This window comes from Micromonospora sp. B006, from assembly GCF_003408515.1.
Taxonomy (GTDB): domain Bacteria; phylum Actinomycetota; class Actinomycetes; order Mycobacteriales; family Micromonosporaceae; genus Micromonospora; species Micromonospora echinospora_A.
The window spans coordinates 5,819,564-5,837,221 of the sequence record NZ_CP030865.1 but is presented as its reverse complement, the minus strand read 5'-3'; the positions used below and the strand labels follow the sequence as shown (position 1 = coordinate 5,837,221).

At 73.2% G+C, this 17,658-nt stretch carries 14 protein-coding genes; 6 read left to right on the top strand and 8 right to left on the bottom strand.

Annotated elements, in window-relative coordinates; translation table 11 throughout:
• The first annotated feature begins 40 nt into the window (after positions 1-40).
• Positions 41-2,545 carry an RNA helicase gene (locus tag MicB006_RS26155; RefSeq protein WP_116509700.1) on the top strand — a complete coding sequence of 835 codons (2,505 nt, stop codon included), beginning with the start codon at positions 41-43 and terminating at the stop codon, positions 2,543-2,545.
• 27 nt (positions 2,546-2,572) lie between these two features.
• Here MicB006_RS26155 and MicB006_RS26150 read toward each other — a convergent pair whose 3' ends face one another.
• Entirely contained in the window at positions 2,573-3,298 is a 726-nt protein-coding gene (locus MicB006_RS26150; RefSeq protein WP_116509698.1) for a nucleotidyltransferase domain-containing protein, read from the bottom strand.
• A 166-nt stretch (positions 3,299-3,464) separates the two neighbouring features.
• Here MicB006_RS26150 and MicB006_RS26145 point away from each other — a divergent pair, with 166 nt between their 5' ends.
• Positions 3,465-4,112, top strand: a complete 648-nt coding sequence (locus MicB006_RS26145; RefSeq protein WP_116509696.1) for a hypothetical protein — start codon at positions 3,465-3,467, stop codon at positions 4,110-4,112.
• Between the two features lie 24 nt (positions 4,113-4,136).
• Here the strand turns inward: MicB006_RS26145 and MicB006_RS31885 are convergent, their stop codons facing one another.
• Positions 4,137-4,295, bottom strand: coding sequence for a hypothetical protein (locus MicB006_RS31885; protein ID WP_161565960.1), 159 nt, complete (start codon positions 4,293-4,295; stop codon positions 4,137-4,139).
• A 219-nt stretch (positions 4,296-4,514) separates the two neighbouring features.
• Here MicB006_RS31885 and MicB006_RS26135 point away from each other — a divergent pair, with 219 nt between their 5' ends.
• The gene (locus tag MicB006_RS26135; RefSeq protein WP_116509692.1) at positions 4,515-5,774 is read left to right on the top strand and encodes an Nramp family divalent metal transporter; all 1,260 of its coding nucleotides are present in this window, start codon (positions 4,515-4,517) and stop codon (positions 5,772-5,774) included.
• Between the two features lie 57 nt (positions 5,775-5,831).
• On the opposite strand, the gene MicB006_RS26130 is transcribed toward MicB006_RS26135, so the two are convergent.
• From MicB006_RS26130 to MicB006_RS26115, 4 genes are all read right to left on the bottom strand, one after another.
• The gene (locus MicB006_RS26130; RefSeq protein ID WP_116509691.1) at positions 5,832-6,776 is read right to left on the bottom strand and encodes an ABC transporter substrate-binding protein; all 945 of its coding nucleotides are present in this window, start codon (positions 6,774-6,776) and stop codon (positions 5,832-5,834) included.
• A gap of 32 nt (positions 6,777-6,808) precedes the next feature.
• Positions 6,809-7,681, bottom strand: a complete 873-nt coding sequence (locus MicB006_RS26125; protein ID WP_116509689.1) for an ABC transporter ATP-binding protein — start codon at positions 7,679-7,681, stop codon at positions 6,809-6,811.
• A complete protein-coding gene (locus MicB006_RS26120; RefSeq protein ID WP_116509687.1) occupies positions 7,678-8,673 on the bottom strand; it encodes an iron chelate uptake ABC transporter family permease subunit in 996 nt (331 codons plus the stop codon). The genes MicB006_RS26125 and MicB006_RS26120 overlap by 4 nt, the downstream gene beginning before the upstream one ends.
• Before the next feature lie 146 nt (positions 8,674-8,819).
• Positions 8,820-9,866, bottom strand: a complete 1,047-nt coding sequence (locus MicB006_RS26115; protein ID WP_116509686.1) for an iron ABC transporter permease — start codon at positions 9,864-9,866, stop codon at positions 8,820-8,822.
• A 105-nt stretch (positions 9,867-9,971) separates the two neighbouring features.
• On the opposite strand from MicB006_RS26115, the gene MicB006_RS32685 reads away from it, so the two are divergent.
• Positions 9,972-10,904, top strand: coding sequence for a MerR family transcriptional regulator (locus tag MicB006_RS32685; RefSeq protein WP_116509684.1), 933 nt, complete (start codon positions 9,972-9,974; stop codon positions 10,902-10,904).
• Between the two features lie 4 nt (positions 10,905-10,908).
• The gene (locus MicB006_RS26105) at positions 10,909-11,268 is read left to right on the top strand and encodes a YciI family protein (RefSeq protein WP_116509683.1); all 360 of its coding nucleotides are present in this window, start codon (positions 10,909-10,911) and stop codon (positions 11,266-11,268) included.
• 26 nt (positions 11,269-11,294) lie between these two features.
• On the opposite strand, the gene MicB006_RS26100 is transcribed toward MicB006_RS26105, so the two are convergent.
• Positions 11,295-11,762: a cytidine deaminase gene (locus MicB006_RS26100; RefSeq protein ID WP_225980510.1), complete on the bottom strand. Its 468-nt coding sequence runs from the start codon at positions 11,760-11,762 to the stop codon at positions 11,295-11,297.
• Positions 11,763-11,904: 142 nt separating this feature from the next.
• Between MicB006_RS26100 and hrpA the strand changes: the two genes are divergently transcribed.
• Positions 11,905-15,900 (top strand): ATP-dependent RNA helicase HrpA, encoded by a 3,996-nt coding sequence (hrpA, locus tag MicB006_RS26095; RefSeq protein WP_116509681.1) that lies wholly within the window; start codon positions 11,905-11,907, stop codon positions 15,898-15,900.
• A 36-nt stretch (positions 15,901-15,936) separates the two neighbouring features.
• Here hrpA and MicB006_RS26090 read toward each other — a convergent pair whose 3' ends face one another.
• Positions 15,937-17,592, bottom strand: a complete 1,656-nt coding sequence (locus tag MicB006_RS26090) for a D-glucuronyl C5-epimerase family protein (RefSeq protein WP_116509679.1) — start codon at positions 17,590-17,592, stop codon at positions 15,937-15,939.
• Positions 17,593-17,658 lie beyond the last annotated feature (66 nt).

Here is a 17,658-nt window from a genome sequence, read left to right as displayed (position 1 = left end):
TTGGCGCGGCGTGGTGTGATCCAGGCACGATGGGAGCGCCATGACTCTCACCGCCGCGCTGCCGAAGACCGCCGACCCCGACACCCTCTACGACGCGTTCGCCTCCTGGGCGTCCGAGCGCGGCCTGAGCCTCTATCCCCACCAGGAGGAGGCGGTCATCGAGATCGTCTCCGGCGCGAACGTGATCATGAATACGCCCACCGGCTCGGGCAAGAGCCTGGTGGCGATCGCGGCGCACTTCGCGGCGCTCGCCGACGACCGCACCACCTTCTACACCGCGCCGATCAAGGCGCTGGTCTCGGAGAAGTTCTTCGCGCTCTGCGAGGTCTTCGGCGCCGAGAACGTCGGCATGCTCACCGGCGACGCCAGCGTCAACGCGGACGCGCCGATCATCTGCTGCACGGCGGAGATCCTGGCCAACCTGGCGCTGCGCGAGGGCACCCGCGCCGACGTCGGCCAGGTGGTCATGGACGAGTTCCACTTCTACGCCGAGCCGGACCGCGGCTGGGCCTGGCAGGTGCCGCTGATCGAGCTGCCGCAGGCCCAGTTCGTGCTGATGTCGGCCACGCTCGGCGACACCACCCGCTTCGTCGACGACCTGAGCCGGCGCACGAGCCGGCCGACCGCCGTCGTCCGCTCGGCCGAGCGGCCGGTCCCGCTCCTCTTCTCGTACGCGACCACGCCGATGCACGAGACCCTGGAGGAACTGCTGCAGACCAAGCAGGCCCCGGTGTACGTCGTGCACTTCACCCAGGCCGCCGCGCTGGAACGCGCCCAGGCGCTGATGAGCGTGAACGTCTGCACCCGCGCCGAGAAGGACATGATCGCCCAGGCGATCGGGAACTTCCGGTTCACCTCGGGCTTCGGCAAGACGCTGTCCCGGCTGGTCCGGCACGGCATCGGCGTGCACCACGCGGGCATGCTCCCGAAGTACCGCCGCCTGGTCGAGACGCTCGCCCAGGCCGGCCTGCTCAAGGTCATCTGCGGCACGGACACGCTCGGCGTCGGCATCAACGTGCCGATCCGTACCGTGCTGTTCACCGGTCTGAGCAAGTACGACGGCACCCGTACCCGGCTGCTCAAGGCCCGCGAGTTCCACCAGATCGCCGGCCGGGCCGGGCGGGCCGGGTTCGACACGCTGGGCCGGGTCGTGGTGCAGGCGCCGGAGCACGTGATCGAGAACGAGAAGGCGCTCGCGAAGGCCGGTGACGACCCGAAGAAGCGCCGCAAGGTGGTGAAGAAGAAGCCGCCGGAGGGCTCGATCGGCTGGGGTGAGCCGACGTTCCAGCGCCTGGTCGAGGCCGAGCCGGAGCCGCTCACGTCCAGCTTCCAGGTCAGCCACTCGATGCTGCTCAACGTGATCGGCCGCCCCGGTGACGCGTTCGCCTCGATGCGGCACCTGCTCACCGACAACCACGAGGACCCGGCCGCGCAGCGCCGGCACATCCGCCGGGCCATCGCCATCTACCGGGCGCTGCGGGCCGGCGGCGTGGTCGAGGAGCTGCCCGAGCCGGACGAGACCGGCCGCCGGGTACGCCTCACCGTCGACCTCCAGCTCGACTTCGCGCTCAACCAGCCGCTGTCGCCGCTGGCGCTGGCCACCGTCGAGCTGCTCGACCGGGAGTCGCCGTCGTACGCGCTCGACGTGCTCAGCGTCATCGAGTCGATCCTGGACGACCCGCGCCAGGTGCTCTCCGCGCAGCAGTTCAAGGCGCGCGGCGAGGCGGTCGCCGCGATGAAGGCCGAGGGCATCGAGTACGAGGCACGCCTCGAACTGCTCGACGAGGTGACCTGGCCCAAGCCGCTCGCCGAGCTGCTGGAGTCCGCGTACGAGATGTACCGGCAGGGCCACCCGTGGGTCGCCGACCACCAGCTCTCCCCCAAGTCCGTGGTCCGCGACATGTACGAGCGGGCCATGACGTTCCCCGAGTACGTCCAGTTCTACGGGCTGTCCCGGTCCGAGGGGCTGGTGCTGCGCTACCTCGCCGACGCGTACAAGACGCTGCGCCAGACCGTCCCCGAGGACGCGAAGACCGAGGAGCTGGTCGACCTCATCGAGTGGCTGGGCGAGCTGGTCCGCCAGGTCGACTCCAGCCTGATCGACGAGTGGGAGCGGCTGCGCAACCCGTCGGACGTGGCCGAGGTGGCCGCCTCGCTGGACGACCGGCCGCCGGCTGTCACCCGCAACGCGCGGGCGTTCCGGGTGCTGGTGCGCAACGCGATGTTCCGCCGCGTCGAGCTGGCCGCGCTGCGCCGCTGGGACCTGCTCGGCGAGCTGGACGCCGGCGACGGGTGGAACGCCGACGCCTGGGCCGACGCGCTGGAGCCGTACTTCGAGACGTACGACGCGATCGGGGTGGGTCCGGACGCGCGCGGGCCGGCGCTGCTGATGATCGAGCAGGGCCGCGAGAAGTGGACCGTACGGCAGATCCTGGACGACCCGGACGGCGACCACGACTGGGGCATCAGCGCCGAGATCGACCTCGCCGCCTCGGACGAGATCGGCGCGGCGGCGGTCCGGATCACCGACGTCGGCCAGTTGTAGCGGCGGCGCGCTGAGGCGGCCCGCCGCTCAGCGGACGCGCCGTGCGTGGGCGACCGTTCGGCGGGCGTCGCGCCAGGCGACGAAGGCCGTCCGTATCCGGGGCGGGGAGACGTCCTCGCCCCGCCGTCTGGCAGCGAGCCGGTCGATCAGCCAGGCGGGGGCGTGCGCCTGGCTGATCGCCTGCGTCTTGGTGAGCAGCGCGCCCTCGCGGAGCGCGTGCCGGCCCCGTGCCATCGAGGTGAGACCGAGCTCGGCGACGGTGGGGTCCAGCCACAGCCATGGACGTCGGGCGGCCCAGGCCCAGTAGCCGGTCAGTTCGGCGCGGGCCGCCGCTCGTATGTCGTCGGCGGAGACCTCGGGGAAGACGTCACCCGGCGAGCGCCCGAGGACCGCGTATCCGTGCCGGGCCAGCTCCGCTCTGGTGACCCGGGAGAGGACGCGGTGGACGAGCCGGCCGTGGGTCCAGGTCGGATGCCGCAGGCCGAGGTCGGGAACGGTGGCGCCCTCGACGTACACGCAGCCGAGCTTGAGTCCCTCGCCGCTGCCGCCGTCGAGGCGACGATGAATCGCGACGAGTGCGTCCCGCCGGCCGGCGTCGACCGGTCCGTCGACGAGCGCGACCAGGTCGAGGTCGCTGACGCCCGGCACGTAGTCGCCGGTGGCAAGTGAACCCGCCACCATCAGGTCGCTGACCCAGCCCAGCCCTCTCAGCTCGTCGCCGAGGTCTGCGACGACAGCAGGTGACGCCGCCATGCGGCGAGTATAGGGGGCGGCCGGCGTCGATGCCGGAGTCCTGCGCCGACCGGCCCGGCCGACCACCGGTGGGCAGGCCGAGAACGTCCGCCGAAGCCCTGGGCGATGTCAGACCCGTCGATTAGAATGTATGTACTAATCCAGTCGTTGACCTGGGAGGACGCCAGTGACCGCGCCCACCTCCGCCGCCCCTGTCACCCCCTACGCCACCCTCCTCGGCTTCACCCGGTACGTCGACCGCACCGGGCCCACCAAGGCCACCTTCGTCGGCGGGCTGCGCCGGCAGCGGGCCAGCCGGCACGGCTTCAACCCGCACGGCCAGTTCGTCAAGGCGCTCAAGGCCGACGTCGCGTTCCACACCGGCGGCACGCACCTCGCGCAGGTCGCCGACCTGGTCAAGCCGCGCTGGCGGCCGCTCTACGAGGCGCTCGTGCCGGGCGCGACCCGCTGGCTGCACTCGCTGGGCGAGCCGGCCGGGGTCGACCTGGCGCAGACCCGCGACGCCCTGGCGATGCTGGGTGACCTGCCCGTGAAGATCAACCCACAGTTCGGCGTCCGGTACGCCGACGGCCGGGCCGAGGCGATCCGGTTGCACTTCGACGAGACGCCGCCGAGCGAGGAGGCCACGCTCGCCACGCTGCACCTGATGGCCCGGCACATGGACGCGGTGCTGCCGCACGCCGAGCCGGTTTTGGTCGACGTGCGGCGCGGCGAGGCGCACCGGATGCCCCCCGACGTCAAGCCCGGGCAGATCGAGCAGTGGCTGGCCGGTGAGGCGGCCGCGTTCCGCGCCATCTGGTCCACCGCCGCCTGACCGACCGATCCGACCGGCACCGACTCACCGCCGCCTGACCGAACGGCCGTCCCGCTCCCGGGACGGCCGTTCGGCGTGCTGCGCCCGGGGCGACCCGCCGGGCCGGAGGAGCCGCCGCAGCAGGGCGGCGGTCGTCACCGCCCGGCGGGCAATCACCGCGAGCCGGGCGGCACCGTCCCTCATGTGCGCTTTCCCCTCCGGGCTCAGGTTAGTGGCATATGTGAGTAATAGTCGGGAACAACCCGGCATGGCCGTGGCCTCCATGACCTCGTCGCGCTGGTCCCGTTCGCGGACGCGCTGGAGCGCAACCCGGCGGCGGCCCGGCACGAACCCGCCTGACTCCGCCTCGCCCCCGCCGATCGTCGTCTCGTCCCGCCACCCGTCGTCCGTCGAGGAGCACCAGTGGTAACAAACGACTCGCCCGTCGTACCCCCGCTGCGGACCGCCCGCGCCCCGCGCCCGGCACGCGGCCGCCTCATCCTGCTCGGACCGGCGTTCGTGGCCGCGGTGGCCTACGTCGACCCCGGCAACTTCGCCACCAACTCCACCGCCGGCGCCCGGTACGGGTACCTACTGGTCTGGGTGGTGGTGGCGGCGAACCTGGCCGCCATGCTGGTGCAGACGCTCACCGCCAAGCTCGGCCTGGCCACCGGGCGCAGCCTGCCCGAGCTGTGCCGGGAGCACCTGCCCCGGCCGCTCAACCGCTTCATGTGGGCGCAGGCCGAGCTGGTCGCCATGGCCACCGACCTGGCCGAGGTGATCGGCGGGGCGGTCGCCCTGTACCTGCTGTTCGGCGTCCCGCTGCTGCCCGGCGGCCTGATCGTCGGCGCCGCCTCGTTCGCCATCCTGGCGCTGCGCTCCAGAGGCTTCCGGCCGTTCGAGATCGCCATCGCGGTGCTGCTCGGCGTGATCGTGCTGGCGTTCGCGGTCAACCTGGTCACCGCGCAGCCGGACGTGTCCGACGCCGCGGCCGGGCTGCTGCCCCGGATGCAGGGCACCGACAGCATGCTGCTCGCCGCCGGCATCCTGGGCGCGACGGTGATGCCGCACGTCATCTACGTGCACTCGGCGCTGACCCCGAACCGCCTGCCCACCGAGGGCGAGGCGCAGCGGCGGGTGGTCGCCAAAGGGCTACGCGTCGACGTGCTGATCGCGCTCGGCGTCGCCGGGGCGGTCAACCTGGCCATGCTGCTGGTGGCGGCGAGCAGCTTCCACGGCACGTCGATCCCCGGCACCGACACCCTCGAAGGTGTGCACGCCGGGCTCGCCACCACGCTCGGCACGGCAGCGGCGGTCGGCTTCGCGGTCGCGCTGCTCCTGTCCGGCCTCGCCTCCACCAGCGTCGGCACGTACGCCGGCGAGGTCATCATGCAGGGCTTCCTGCGCCGCCGGATTCCGCTGCTGGCCCGCCGGATGATCACGCTGCTGCCCGCGCTGGCCGTGCTCGCGATCGGCGTCGACCCGACCCGGGCGCTGGTGCTGTCCCAGGTGGTGCTGAGCTTCGGCATCCCGTTCGCGCTGATCCCGGTGGTGATGTTCACCCGCCGCCGGGACCTGATGGGCAACCTGGTCAACCGCCGGGCCACCACCGCGGCGGCGGTGGCGATCACCGCGTTCGTGGTGGCGCTCAACGCGTTCCTGCTCTCGCAGCTGGCCGCCTGAAACACACCAGCGCCCGTCCAGCCTCGTGCGGCTGGACGGGCGCGGGTGTGCCGGGGCTCAGGCGGCCAGGTACTTCTCCAGGTCGTCCAGGATCTTGTTGGCGGCGCCGACGCCGATGCCGGTCATCCAGATCTCGTCGGAGACCACGTGCGCCTTGCCCGCCTTGACCGCCGACAGGCCCTTCCACAGCGTGCCGCCGGTGACCTTCGCCTGCTCGGCGGCGGCCTTCTCGCCGTACGCGGTCACGAACACCACGTCGCCGTCGGCCTCGGCGATGCGCTCCGGGCTGACCCGGTCCATCCGCTTGTCCTCCTTGCCGGCGAGCAGCTGCCGCTCGGGGCGGCCCAGGCCGGTGTCGCCGACGACGATGCCGGAGAACGAGTCCGGCCCGTACAGGCGGATCTCGGTCGGCATGAAGCGCACGATGGAGACCTTGCGGGACGCCGCGTCGCCGAGCTTCGCGCCGAAGTCCTCCGCCCGCTTCTCGTACCCGGCCAGCAGGTCCTTGGCCTGCTGCTCCTTGCCCAGCGCCGCGCCGTCGAGGAGGAAGTTCTCCTTCCAGGTGATGCCGACCTTCTCCGTGAACACGGTCGGCGCGATCTTGGAAAGCTCGTCGTAGAACTTCTCCTGCCGGAACTTGCTGCCCAGGATCAGGTCCGGGTTGAGCGCGTTGATCGCCTCCAGGTCCGGCTCGGTGAGCACGCCGACCTCGGTGATGCCGGCGAGCTTCTCCGCGCCGAAGTAGGTGGGCCAGCTCTTCGCCTCACCGGCGGTGGCGGCGCCGACCGGGGTGACGCCGAGCGACAACGCGGTGTCGATCTTGTCGGTGTCGAGCACGACCACGCGCTTCGGCTCGGCGGGCACCTTCGTGGTGCCCATGGCGTGGGTGATCTCCCGGGTCTCCCCGGTGCCGGCGCCGCCGACGGGATCGCTCTCCCCGCATGCGGTGAGACCGACGCCGAGGGCGAGCGCGGCGGTGAGTGCGACGGCGAGACGACGCATGGTGTTCCTTTCGGTGGTGCGGGTCGGCGCGCTCAGGCGTCGCCGACGGGGACGCCGGCAGTGGCCGACGTGGCGGCCGGAACGGCCGAGGTCTGGGTGGCTGCTCTTTCGGCGCGGGCGCTCTGGGTGAGGGCGGGCACCACCAGCGGCGCGCCGCTGACCGGGCAGGGCACGACCACGCAGTCCAGCCCGAACACGCCCCGGACCAGGTCCGCGGTGAGGATCTCGCGCGGCGGGCCGGCGGCGACCACCGCGCCGTCGCGCATGGCGATCAGGTGGCCGGCGTACCGGGCCGCCTGGTTGAGGTCGTGCAGCACGGCCACCACGGTCCGGCCCCGCTCGGCGCGCAGCCGGTGCAGCAGGTCCAGCACCTCCACCTGGTGGGCCAGGTCGAGATACGTGGTGGGCTCGTCCAGCAGCAGCGCGTCGGTGTCCTGGGCCAGTGTCATGGCGATCCACACCCGCTGGCGCTGGCCGCCGGAGAGCGTGTCCACCGCCCGGTCGGCCAGCCCCGCGACGTCGGCCAGCCGCATGGCCTCATCGACCGCCCGCCCGTCCTCGGCCGACCACTGCCGCCACCAGCGCTGGTAGGGCTGCCGGCCCCGCCCGACCAGGTCGGCCACGGTGATCCCCTCGGGCACCAGCGGGCTCTGCGGCAGCACGCCGAGCCGCCGGGCCACGTCCCGGGTGGGCAGGTCCCGGATCGCCGCGCCGTCGAGCAGCACCGCGCCCCGCCGGGGGGTGAGCAGGCGGGCCATGGTGCGCAGCAGCGTCGACTTGCCGCAGGCGTTCGGGCCGACGATCACGGTGAACGTGTCGGCCGGCAGGTCGAGGTCCAGTCCGTCCAGCACGGTCCGGCCCTCGTACCCGACGACCAGGTCGCGGGTGGACAGCAGCGCGGTCACGAGCGCCTCCCTCGGGTGCGCAGCAGCACGAAGATCAGGTACGGGCCGCCGATCGCCGCGGTGAGCACGCCGGCCGGCAGTTGGGTGGGCGCCAGCAGCCGGCGGGCGCCCAGATCGGCGAGCACCAGCAGCAACGCGCCCAGCAGCGCGGCGCAGAGCAGCGGCGGGCGCTCGGTCCGGGCCAGCCGGCGAGCCACCTGCGGGGCGACGAGCGCCACGAAGTCCACCGCGCCCACCTGGGCGTTGACCATGGCGGCGGCCAGCACGCCGGTGCCGGCCAGGCCCACGCGCCGGGCCACCGGCCGCAGGCCGATCCCCCGCGCGGTGTCGTCGTCGAGCGTGCTGCTGCGCAGCGCCCAGCCGGCCCAGAGGAGCACCGGCAGCAGCACGGCGAGCGTGCCAGCGATCCAGGCCGCCTCGCTCCACCCCTTGCCGGCGAGCGTGCCGATCAGCCAGATCTGCGCGCGCAGCCCGTCGATCGGGTCGGCGGTGAGCATGACGACCTCGATCAGCGCCCGGAACGCGAACGCCACCGCCACGCCTGCCAGCACGAACCGCTGGGCGGCCAGGCCGTGCCGGGCGCCCAGCGCGAACACCAGCACCGCCGCGGCCAGGCCGCCGAGCAGCGCTGCCGGCGCCACCAGCACCGCCGCCGCCCCGCTGGTCAGCGCGATGGTGGCGGCCAGTCCGGCGCCCTGGGTGACGCCGATGACGTCGGGGCTGGCCAGTGGGTTGCGGGCGACGCTCTGGATCAGCGTGCCGGCCACGCCGAAGGCCGCCCCGGCGACCGCCGCGAGGACGGCGCGGGGCAGTCGCAGGTCGCGCACCACGAGGTCGTACGGGGTGCCCGCGCCGGAGAGCGAGCGCAGCACGTCGACGGGGGCCACGTACGGCGTCCCCAGCGACAGGCTGACCACCACCGCGAGGCAGAGCAACACGAACAGCACCACTGCCAGAACGACGGGCCGCCACCGGAACGGCACCACCACCATCGCCCCGACCCGCAGAACCCCGCGCCCGGTCCCCCGAGGCCCGCGTCGTTGATCTTGCACTTGCTGCCCCGACGGCGCCGGGATCGCCCCTTTCGCCGGGGCAGCAAGTGCAAGATCGCGGGGGGCCGGGCTCGGGGCCGGGGTGGTCATGTCGTCACCGATTTGGCTCGGTGGACCAGGTAGGCCAGGAGGGGGGCGCCGAGCAGGGCCGTGATGATGCCGGCGGGGATCTCGCCGGGCGGGGCGACCAGGCGGCCGGCCACGTCGGCAGTGAGCACCAGCGCGGGGCCGAGCAGCGCGGCGACCAGCAGCGTCCACCTGTGGTCGGCGCCCACGAGCGCCCGGGCCAGGTGCGGCACCGCGAGCCCGACGAAGGCGATCGGCCCGGCGGCGGCCACCGCGGCGCCGGTGAGCAGCACGCCACCGCCACCGGCGGCGAGCCGGACCAGGGCGACCCGGTGGCCGAGTCCCCGGGCCACGTCGTCACCGAGGGCGAGCGCGTCCAGGCCGCGGGCGGCCAGCAGGGCCAGCACCACCCCGGCCGCCACGAACGGGAGCACCTGGCCGGCCACGCCGACGCCCCGGCCGGTCAGCCCGCCGACCACCCAGAAGCGGTACTCCTCGAACGTGCGGGCGTCGATGCTGAGCAGCGCGTACACGATGGCGCCGAGACCGGCGTCGAGGGCCGCACCGACGAGCGCGAGGGTGACCGGGCTGGCGCCGTCGCGGGCGCGGTTGGCCACGGCGAACACGAGCAGCCCGGTGAGCAGCGCGCCGGCGATGCCGAACCAGACGTACCCGGCGAGCGTGCCGACTCCGAACACGGCGATGGCCAGCACCACGCCGAACGAGGCCCCGGCGCTGATGCCGAGGATGCGCGGCTCGGCCAGCGGGTTGCGGGTGACCGCCTGGAACAGCACCCCGGCCAGCGCCAGCGCGAGGCCGACGACCAGCCCGAGGACGGTACGCGGCAGCCGCATGTCCCGGACGACCGTGGTCGCGTCGCCGCCGTCCGGGGACACCAGCGCGTGCCACACCTGGTCGACGGGGAAATGCCGGCTGCCGAGCGCCAGGCTGGCCAGCAGCGCCAGCAGGAGCAGGAGCGCCGCCGCCACGGTGACCGCGACGCGGCGGACGGCGCCGCGGCGGACGGGAGCCCCGGCCCGCGCGGGCCGGACGGCGACGGTCGTCACGAGGGATCTTGGCCTTCCGGTTAGGTGCGCCTTACCTTAGCTGACCTGGTAAGGCGTACCTGAGCGGGTTGCGCCTCCACCAGGGGGAGGCGCGATGGTGGGCGCATGGACGGTGCGGAGCGCTACTCGATCGGTGACCTGGCCCGGCGGACCGGGTTGCCGGTGAAGACGATCAGGTTCTGGTCCGACCGCGGCATCGTGCCGCCCACCGACCGGGGACCGGCGGGCCCCCGCCGCTACGACGCGGCCGCGGTGGCCCGGCTCGACCTGGTACGGACGTTGCGCGAGCTGGGCGTGGACCTGCCCACCGTGCACCGGGTGGTGAGCCGGGAGATCACCCTGGCCGAGGTCGCCTCGGCGCACGCGGACGCGCTGACCGCGCAGATCCGGCTGCTGCGGACGCGCCGCGCGGTGCTCACTGTGATCGCCCGGCGCGGGGCCACCCCGTCGCAGGCCGACCTGCTGCACCGGCTGGCCGGCCTGGCCACGCGGGAACGACGGCGGCTGGCCGACGAGTTCCTCGACGCGGCGTTCGGCGGCCTGACCGATCCGGGGTTCGCGGGCATCCGCCGGTCGCTCACGCCGGAGCTGCCGGACGATCCGGACGACTGCCAGATCGAGGCGTGGGTGGAGCTGGCCGAGCTGGCTCAGGACCCGGAGTTCCGGGCCGGGCTGCGCCGGCTGGCCGAGCAGCACGCGGCGGACCGGGCCGGCGCCGAGGGCGTACGCCGGGACGTGGTAGCCGTGGTCCGGGAGGAGGTGGCCCCGGCGCTGGCCGCCGGTGTCGAGCCGGCCTCACCCGGGGCCGACCCCGTCCTGGACAGGGCGGCGGACCGGTACGCGCGGCTCTGCGGCCGGCCGGACGACGCCGACCTGCGCCGGCGGATGCTGGACCGGTTGCGGACCGCGCGCGACCCTCGCCGGGAGCGGTACCTGGAGCTGCTCTCCGTGGTCAACGGCTGGCCACCGCCCGAGAGCCTGGCGCCGGTGCTGGACTGGTCGATCCGGGCACTGCACGCCCGGCAGCACCTAGCCTGAGGACATGCGATTCGACAGGCACACGGTGGTGCTCCTGGTCCGTCCGGACGACGCGCCGGACCTGCCGCCCGACGCCCTCGACCGGATCCAGGACGCCCACCTGGCGCACCAGGCCGGGCTGGTGGAGCAGGGCGCAGTGCTCGCGGCCGGGCCGTTCCTGGACGGCGACGACGAGCGGGTCCGCGGTTTCGTGGTGCTGTCGGTGGACCCGCAGATGGCCCGTGAGCTCTACGCGAACGACCCGGCGGTACGCGCGGGCCATCTGGTCGCGCAGGTGAGCAGCTGGATGGTGCCGGAGGGTCAGGTCCGCTTCGAGCAGGTGCCGGTGCCCCGCTCGATGCTGGAGGCCGCCGCCGGCGACTGAGCGTCGCGGCTCGGCCGGAGCGCGGGTCAGTCCTCGGCGGCCTGCCGGACGCCCGGCACCACCGGTGTCGGCCACAGCGGGGCGCGCGGCCCGGCCGGCACCTCGACCTGCTGGTCGGACCAGACGTACGTCTCGGGCAGCAGGTCGGTCACCGGCACGGCGCGCAGCCCGTCCGGCGGCCCGACGATCACCTTGATCGACGGGAAGTAGTCGAGCAGCACCTGGCGGCAGCGCCCGCACGGCGGGATGACGCCGCGGCCCCGGTCCCCCACCGCGACGATCGTCTCCAGCTCGCCGGCGCCCTGTGTGGCGGCGGCGCCGATCGCCACCACCTCGGCGCACGGGCCGCCGGTGAAGTGGTAGACGTTGACGCCGCTGAACACCCGGCCGTCGGTGCTGCGTACGGCGGCGGCGACTGTGTGGTTGTCGCTGCGGCAGCGCAGCTTCGCGACGGCGGTGGCGGCCTGCACGAGCGCCCGGTCGGTGTCCCGCATGATCATCCCCGCCCCTCGTCGGCCCCGTCGGCCCCCGTCGGCGGCAACTTTATCCCCGTGGGGCGGCCCGCCGGTGACGGCGCGCCCGTCGCCGGTAACCCGGGGGCGGTCCGCCGCGCGGCTGCCTATCCTTGGCGACGACATGCAGAATCCAGCCGTACCCGCCGCCCCTGACACCGCCCGCGACCTGCACCGCCGCCTCGCCCCGCTGATGTTCCGCGACCAGCGCCGCCTCCAGCGGCGGCTCGACGGCGTGCGGCGGCTGCGTGACCCGCAGCGGCGGGAGGCGGCGCTGGCCGAGATCACGGCCGAGGTGACCCGCGCGGAGGCGCGCCTGGAGGCGCGCCGCGCGGCCGTGCCGGCGATCGCCTATCCGCCGCAGTTGCCGGTGAGCGATCGCAAGGACGACATCGCCGCCGCGATCCGCGACCACCAGGTGGTGATCGTGGCGGGTGAGACCGGCTCCGGCAAGACCACCCAGCTGCCCAAGATCTGCCTGGAGCTGGGGCGCGGGATCACCGGCCTGATCGGGCACACCCAGCCCCGCCGGCTGGCGGCCCGCACCGTCGCCGACCGGATCGCCGACGAGCTCGGCACAGAGCTGGGCGACGTGGTCGGCTACAAGGTGCGCTTCACCGACCAGGTGGGCGAGAACAGCCTGGTCAAGCTGATGACCGACGGCATCCTGCTGGCCGAGTTGCAGACCGACCGGATGCTGCGGCAGTACGACACGCTGATCATCGACGAGGCGCACGAGCGCAGCCTCAACATCGACTTCATCCTCGGCTACCTCAGGCAGCTCCTGCCCCGCCGGCCCGACCTCAAGGTGGTCATCACCTCGGCGACCATCGAGACCGACCGGTTCGCGAAGCACTTCGCCGACGCCGAGGGCAACCCGGCGCCGGTGGTCGAGGTGTCCGGGCGCACGTACCCGGTGGAGGTCCGCTACCGGCCGCTGGTCGAGGTCACCGAGGCCGACGAGGAGGACGAGGCCGACGAGGAGAACGTCCGCGACCAGATCCAGGCCATCGGCGACGCGGTCGAGGAGCTGGCCGCCGAGGGACCGGGCGACATCCTGGTGTTCCTCAGCGGCGAGCGGGAGATCCGGGACACCGCCGACGCGCTGGGCAAGCTGGTGCAGTCCAAGCGGTCCCTGCTCGGCACCGAGATCCTGCCGCTGTACGCCCGGCTCTCCACCGCCGAGCAGCACCGGGTCTTCGCCGCGCACAGCAACCGCCGGGTGGTGCTGGCCACGAACGTCGCGGAGACCTCGCTGACGGTGCCGGGCATCAAGTACGTGGTGGACCCGGGCACCGCCCGGATCTCCCGCTACTCCAGCCGGCTGAAGGTGCAGCGGCTGCCGATCGAGCCGGTCTCGCAGGCCAGCGCCAACCAGCGCAAGGGCCGCTGCGGGCGTACCTCGGACGGCATCTGCATCCGCCTCTACGACGAGCAGGACTTCGACTCCCGGCCCGAGTTCACCGACCCGGAGATCCTGCGCACCAACCTGGCCTCGGTCATCCTCCAGATGACGGCGATCGGGCTCGGCGACGTGGCCGCGTTCCCGTTCATCGACCCGCCGGACCGGCGCAACATCACCGACGGCGTCAACCTGCTGCACGAGCTGGGCGCGCTCGACCCGGCCGAGACCGACCCGGCGAAGCGGCTCACCGCGCTGGGCCGCCGGCTGGCGCAGCTCCCGGTCGACCCCCGGCTGGCCCGGATGGTCCTGGAAGGCGAACGCAACGGCTGCGCCACCGAGGTGGTGGTGATCGCCGCCGCGCTGTCCATCCAGGACCCGCGCGAACGCCCGGCCGACAAGCAGGCCCAGGCCGACCAGGCGCACGCCCGGTTCGCCGACAAAGAGTCGGACTTCGTCGCGTACCTGAACCTGTGGCGCTACCTGCGGGAGAAGCAGCGGGATCTGTCCTCCAGCGCGTTCCGCCGGATGTGCAAGGCCGAATACCTCAACTACCTGCGGGTACGCGAGTGGCAGGACATCGTCAGCCAGTTGCGCCAGGTCCTGCGTACCTCGGACAAGGGTGAGGGCCGGCGCGGCGCCGGCGCCGACCTGCCGGAGGAGATCGACACCCCGAAGGTGCACCAGTCGCTGCTGCCCGGCCTGCTGTCGCACCTCGGCCTCAAGGACGCGCAGAAGCACGAATACCTGGGCGCGCGGGGCGCGAAGTTCGCCGTCTTCCCCGGGTCGGCGTTGTTCAAGAAGCCGCCGCGCTGGGTGATGGCCGCCGAGCTGGTGGAGACGTCCCGCCTGTGGGGCCGGGTGGCCGGGCGGGTCGAGCCGGAGTGGGTCGAGCCGCTGGCCCAGCACCTGGTCAAGCGCAGCTACAGCGAGCCGCACTGGGAGAAGAAGCAGGCCGCGGTGATGGCCTACGAGAAGGTCACGCTGTACGGCATCCCACTCGTCACCTCCCGCAAGGTGAACTTCGGGCGGATCGACCCGGAGCTGAGCCGGGAGCTGTTCATCCGGCACGCCCTGGTGGAGGGCGACTGGCAGACGCACCACCAGTTCTGGCGGGACAACCAGAAGCTCCTGACCGAGATCGAGGAGCTGGAGAACCGGGCCCGACGCCGCGACATCCTGGTCGACGACGAGACCATCTTCGCCTTCTACGACCAGCGGATCCCCGCCGACGTGGTCTCCGGCCGGCACTTCGACTCCTGGTGGAAGAAGACCCGCCGGGAACGGCCCGACCTGCTCACGTTCACCCGCGAACTGCTCGTCAACGACGGCCGGAGCGGGGTGGACGAGGAGGACTTCCCGGACGAGTGGCGGGCCGACGGCGTGACGCTGCCGCTGACGTACACGTTCGACCCGACCGCGCCCACCGACGGCGTGACGGTGGACATCCCGCTGCCGCTGCTCAACCAGGTGCCGGCGGAGAGCTTCGACTGGCAGGTGCCGGGGCTGCGCGAGGAACTGGTGATCGCGCTGATCCGGTCGCTGCCCAAGCCGGTGCGGCGCAACTTCGTGCCGGTACCCGACTACGCCCGCGCCGCGCTGGCCGCGATCACGCCGGGCGAGGAGCCGCTGCCCGCCGCGCTGACCCGGCAGTTGCGCCGGATGACCGGCGTGACCGTACCGGCGGACGCGTGGGACCTGGGTCGGCTGCCGCCGCACCTGCGGGTCACATTCCGGGTGCTCGGCGACGACGACAAGCCGGTCGCCGAGGGCAAGGACCTGCCGGCGCTGCAACGCGAGCTGCGCCAGGAGGTACGCCAGGTCGTGGCCGCCGCCGCGCCGGACGTGGCCCGTACCGGGCTGACCGAGTGGTCGATCGGCGCGCTGCCGCGCAGCATCGAGCAGGTACGCGCCGGCTTCGCGGTGACCGCGTACCCAGCGCTGGTGGACGAGGGCACGACGGTCGGGGTGAAGGTGTTCGACTCCGCCGCCGAGCAGGAGGCCGCGCACTGGGCGGGCACCCGGCGGCTGCTGCGCCTGACGCTGCCGTCGCCGGCGAAGTTCCTTCAGGGGCGGCTGAGCAACGAGGCGAAGCTGGCGCTGTCCCGCAACCCGCACGGCAGCGTGCCGGAGCTGATCGAGGACGCGGCCGGGGCGGCGATCGACAAGCTGATCGGCGACGCGGGCGGCCCGGCCTGGGACGCCGAGGGCTTCGCCGCGCTGCGCGACAGGGTGCGGGCCGACCTGGTGGACACGGTCGTCGAGGTGATGGATCGGGTCCGGCGGGTGCTGGCCGCCGGGTACGCGGTGGAGCAGCGGCTCGGCGCGACCCGGAACCTCGCGGTGGTGGCCGCGCTGGCCGACATCCGTAACCAGCTCACCGGCCTGGTGCACAAGGGCTTCATCACCGAGGCCGGCTACGCGCGCCTGCCCGACCTGCTGCGCTACCTGACCGCGATCGAGCGGCGGCTGGACCGGCTGCCCGGCAACCCGCAGCGGGACAAGCAACAGCAGGACCGGATCGCCGTGGTGCAGAAGGAGTACCAGGACATGCTCGCCGCGCTGCCGCCGGCCCGCCGCCAGGAGACAGCGGTCCGGCAGATCCGCTGGATGATCGAGGAGCTGCGGGTGAACGTGTTCGCGCAGGCCCTCGGCACCCCGTATCCGGTCTCCGAGCAGCGCATCTACCGGGCCATGGACGACGCCGAGGGCCGCTGATCCGCCGCGCCGGCCGACGCCGGCGCGGCGGTCCGGTCAGCGGCGGATCACCGCGCCGAAGCCGAGCCAGCGTCCGGCGTACGGACCTTCGACGAGGCGGACGTGCTCGCGGCCGTTGAGCACCGAGCGGCCGTCGATGGCTACCGGGTCACCGACCCGGTAGGTGGTGGGCACCGACTTCATCAGCCCGGCGGCGTCGATCGAGTACGCCGGTGGGGCGTCGACGGCTATCGTGCCGGGCCGGTGCAGCTTGTAGCCGAACCCGGCGCAGATGCCGACCTGGTACCGGTAGGGCGAGTACTCCTGCACGTAGTAGCCGGTCAGGGTGCCGGCGGTGATCGCGTACCAGATCCCGGTCTGACGCATGATCTTCACGCGGTCGCCGGACGGCGCGGCGCTGGCGCGGGCCAGCGTCATCTTCGTCCGCGCGGTCACCGTGCCGGCGCTGTTGAACTTGTACGCCGTGTGCGTGCCGTTGGAGAACCGGATGTTGCCCTTCACGCCGTAGGGCGGGTAGTCGGTGTACCAGAGGTCGGCGAGCTGGGCCAGGTACGTGTCACCGGTGATGGCGTACTGCTGGACGAACTGGAACATGTGGGTGGAGTGGTACTGGCCGGCGTCGATGCCGTGGGTCAGGCAGTAGCGGCTGCGCCAGTGCCGCACCCGGGCCTGCTCCCACACGTCCCGGTAGGTGGTGATCGCGCCCTGCAGCATGAGCTTGGCGTCGGCGTTGCGGGTGAGCACCCAGTAGTCGTAGAGGCCGTACGCGGAGAACATGTGCCCGTTGTAGGTGCGGTCGCCGCGGACCGCCTTCGGGTGCGGGTACTCCTCCAGCCACAGCAGACCGTCGACCACGTACACGCCCCACGGCTGGCCGGCCGCCGCGGGCAGCAGGTACGAGGCGAAGGTGGCGTCCGCGGCGCCCTTCCACTTCGTCTCGCCGGTGCGCTGGTAGAGCCGGGTGAACAGGCTCAGCGCCTGCCCCTGGGCCATCATCGAGTACCAGGGCGCCGGGTAGAGGTCGGGGCCACCGTGCAGCCGGTGGTCGAACGGGTACGGATAGAACCACGCGCCGGAGCGCAGGGTGCGGCGGTCGATCAGGCGCTGCGCCTGCCGCTTCGCCCGGTCCAGGTACGCCTGGTTGCCGGTGATCCGGTGGGCCTCCATCAGGTGCAGGCCGTACTGCGCCTGCGCGACCGGGTGATCGTAGAGCCGGCCGCCGAGGCGCACCATGCGCACCCCGGTGGAGTCGTGCACGCCGGGATCGACGAGCGGGACCGGCGAGGTCATGTGGTAGGGCTCGATGCCGATCGGCAGTTCCCGGATCTCGAAGTCGTCGTACCGGAACTGGAACGGCACCGACGCGGTGGCGGCGTACCGGCGGGTCGGTCCGCCGACGCGGCCGGCGCCCGGCGTGGACGCCGCGCGCGGGGCGAGCCGGGGCACGTCCCGGGCCGGGATCGCGGACACCTCCGGCAGTGGCTCGACCGGCCCCGGCGGGCCGATCTCCAGGGCCGGGTCGATGACCGGGTCCGCCGGCACCAGGAGCGAGGTCGTCGGGGACGCCGCGGCCCAGGCGGGGCCGCCGCCGAGCAGCGGGACCGAGGCGGCGGCCAGGGAGCCGGCGACGACGGCGCGCCGGCTCAGCGCGGGTGTCGGGCCGGCGGTCTCGGACGGGTCTTGATGGCGCATGCGAACCTCCCGTGTCTTCACATGCTGGGCATCAGCCTTCCCATGCTGTTCCCGTCGACCGGGACG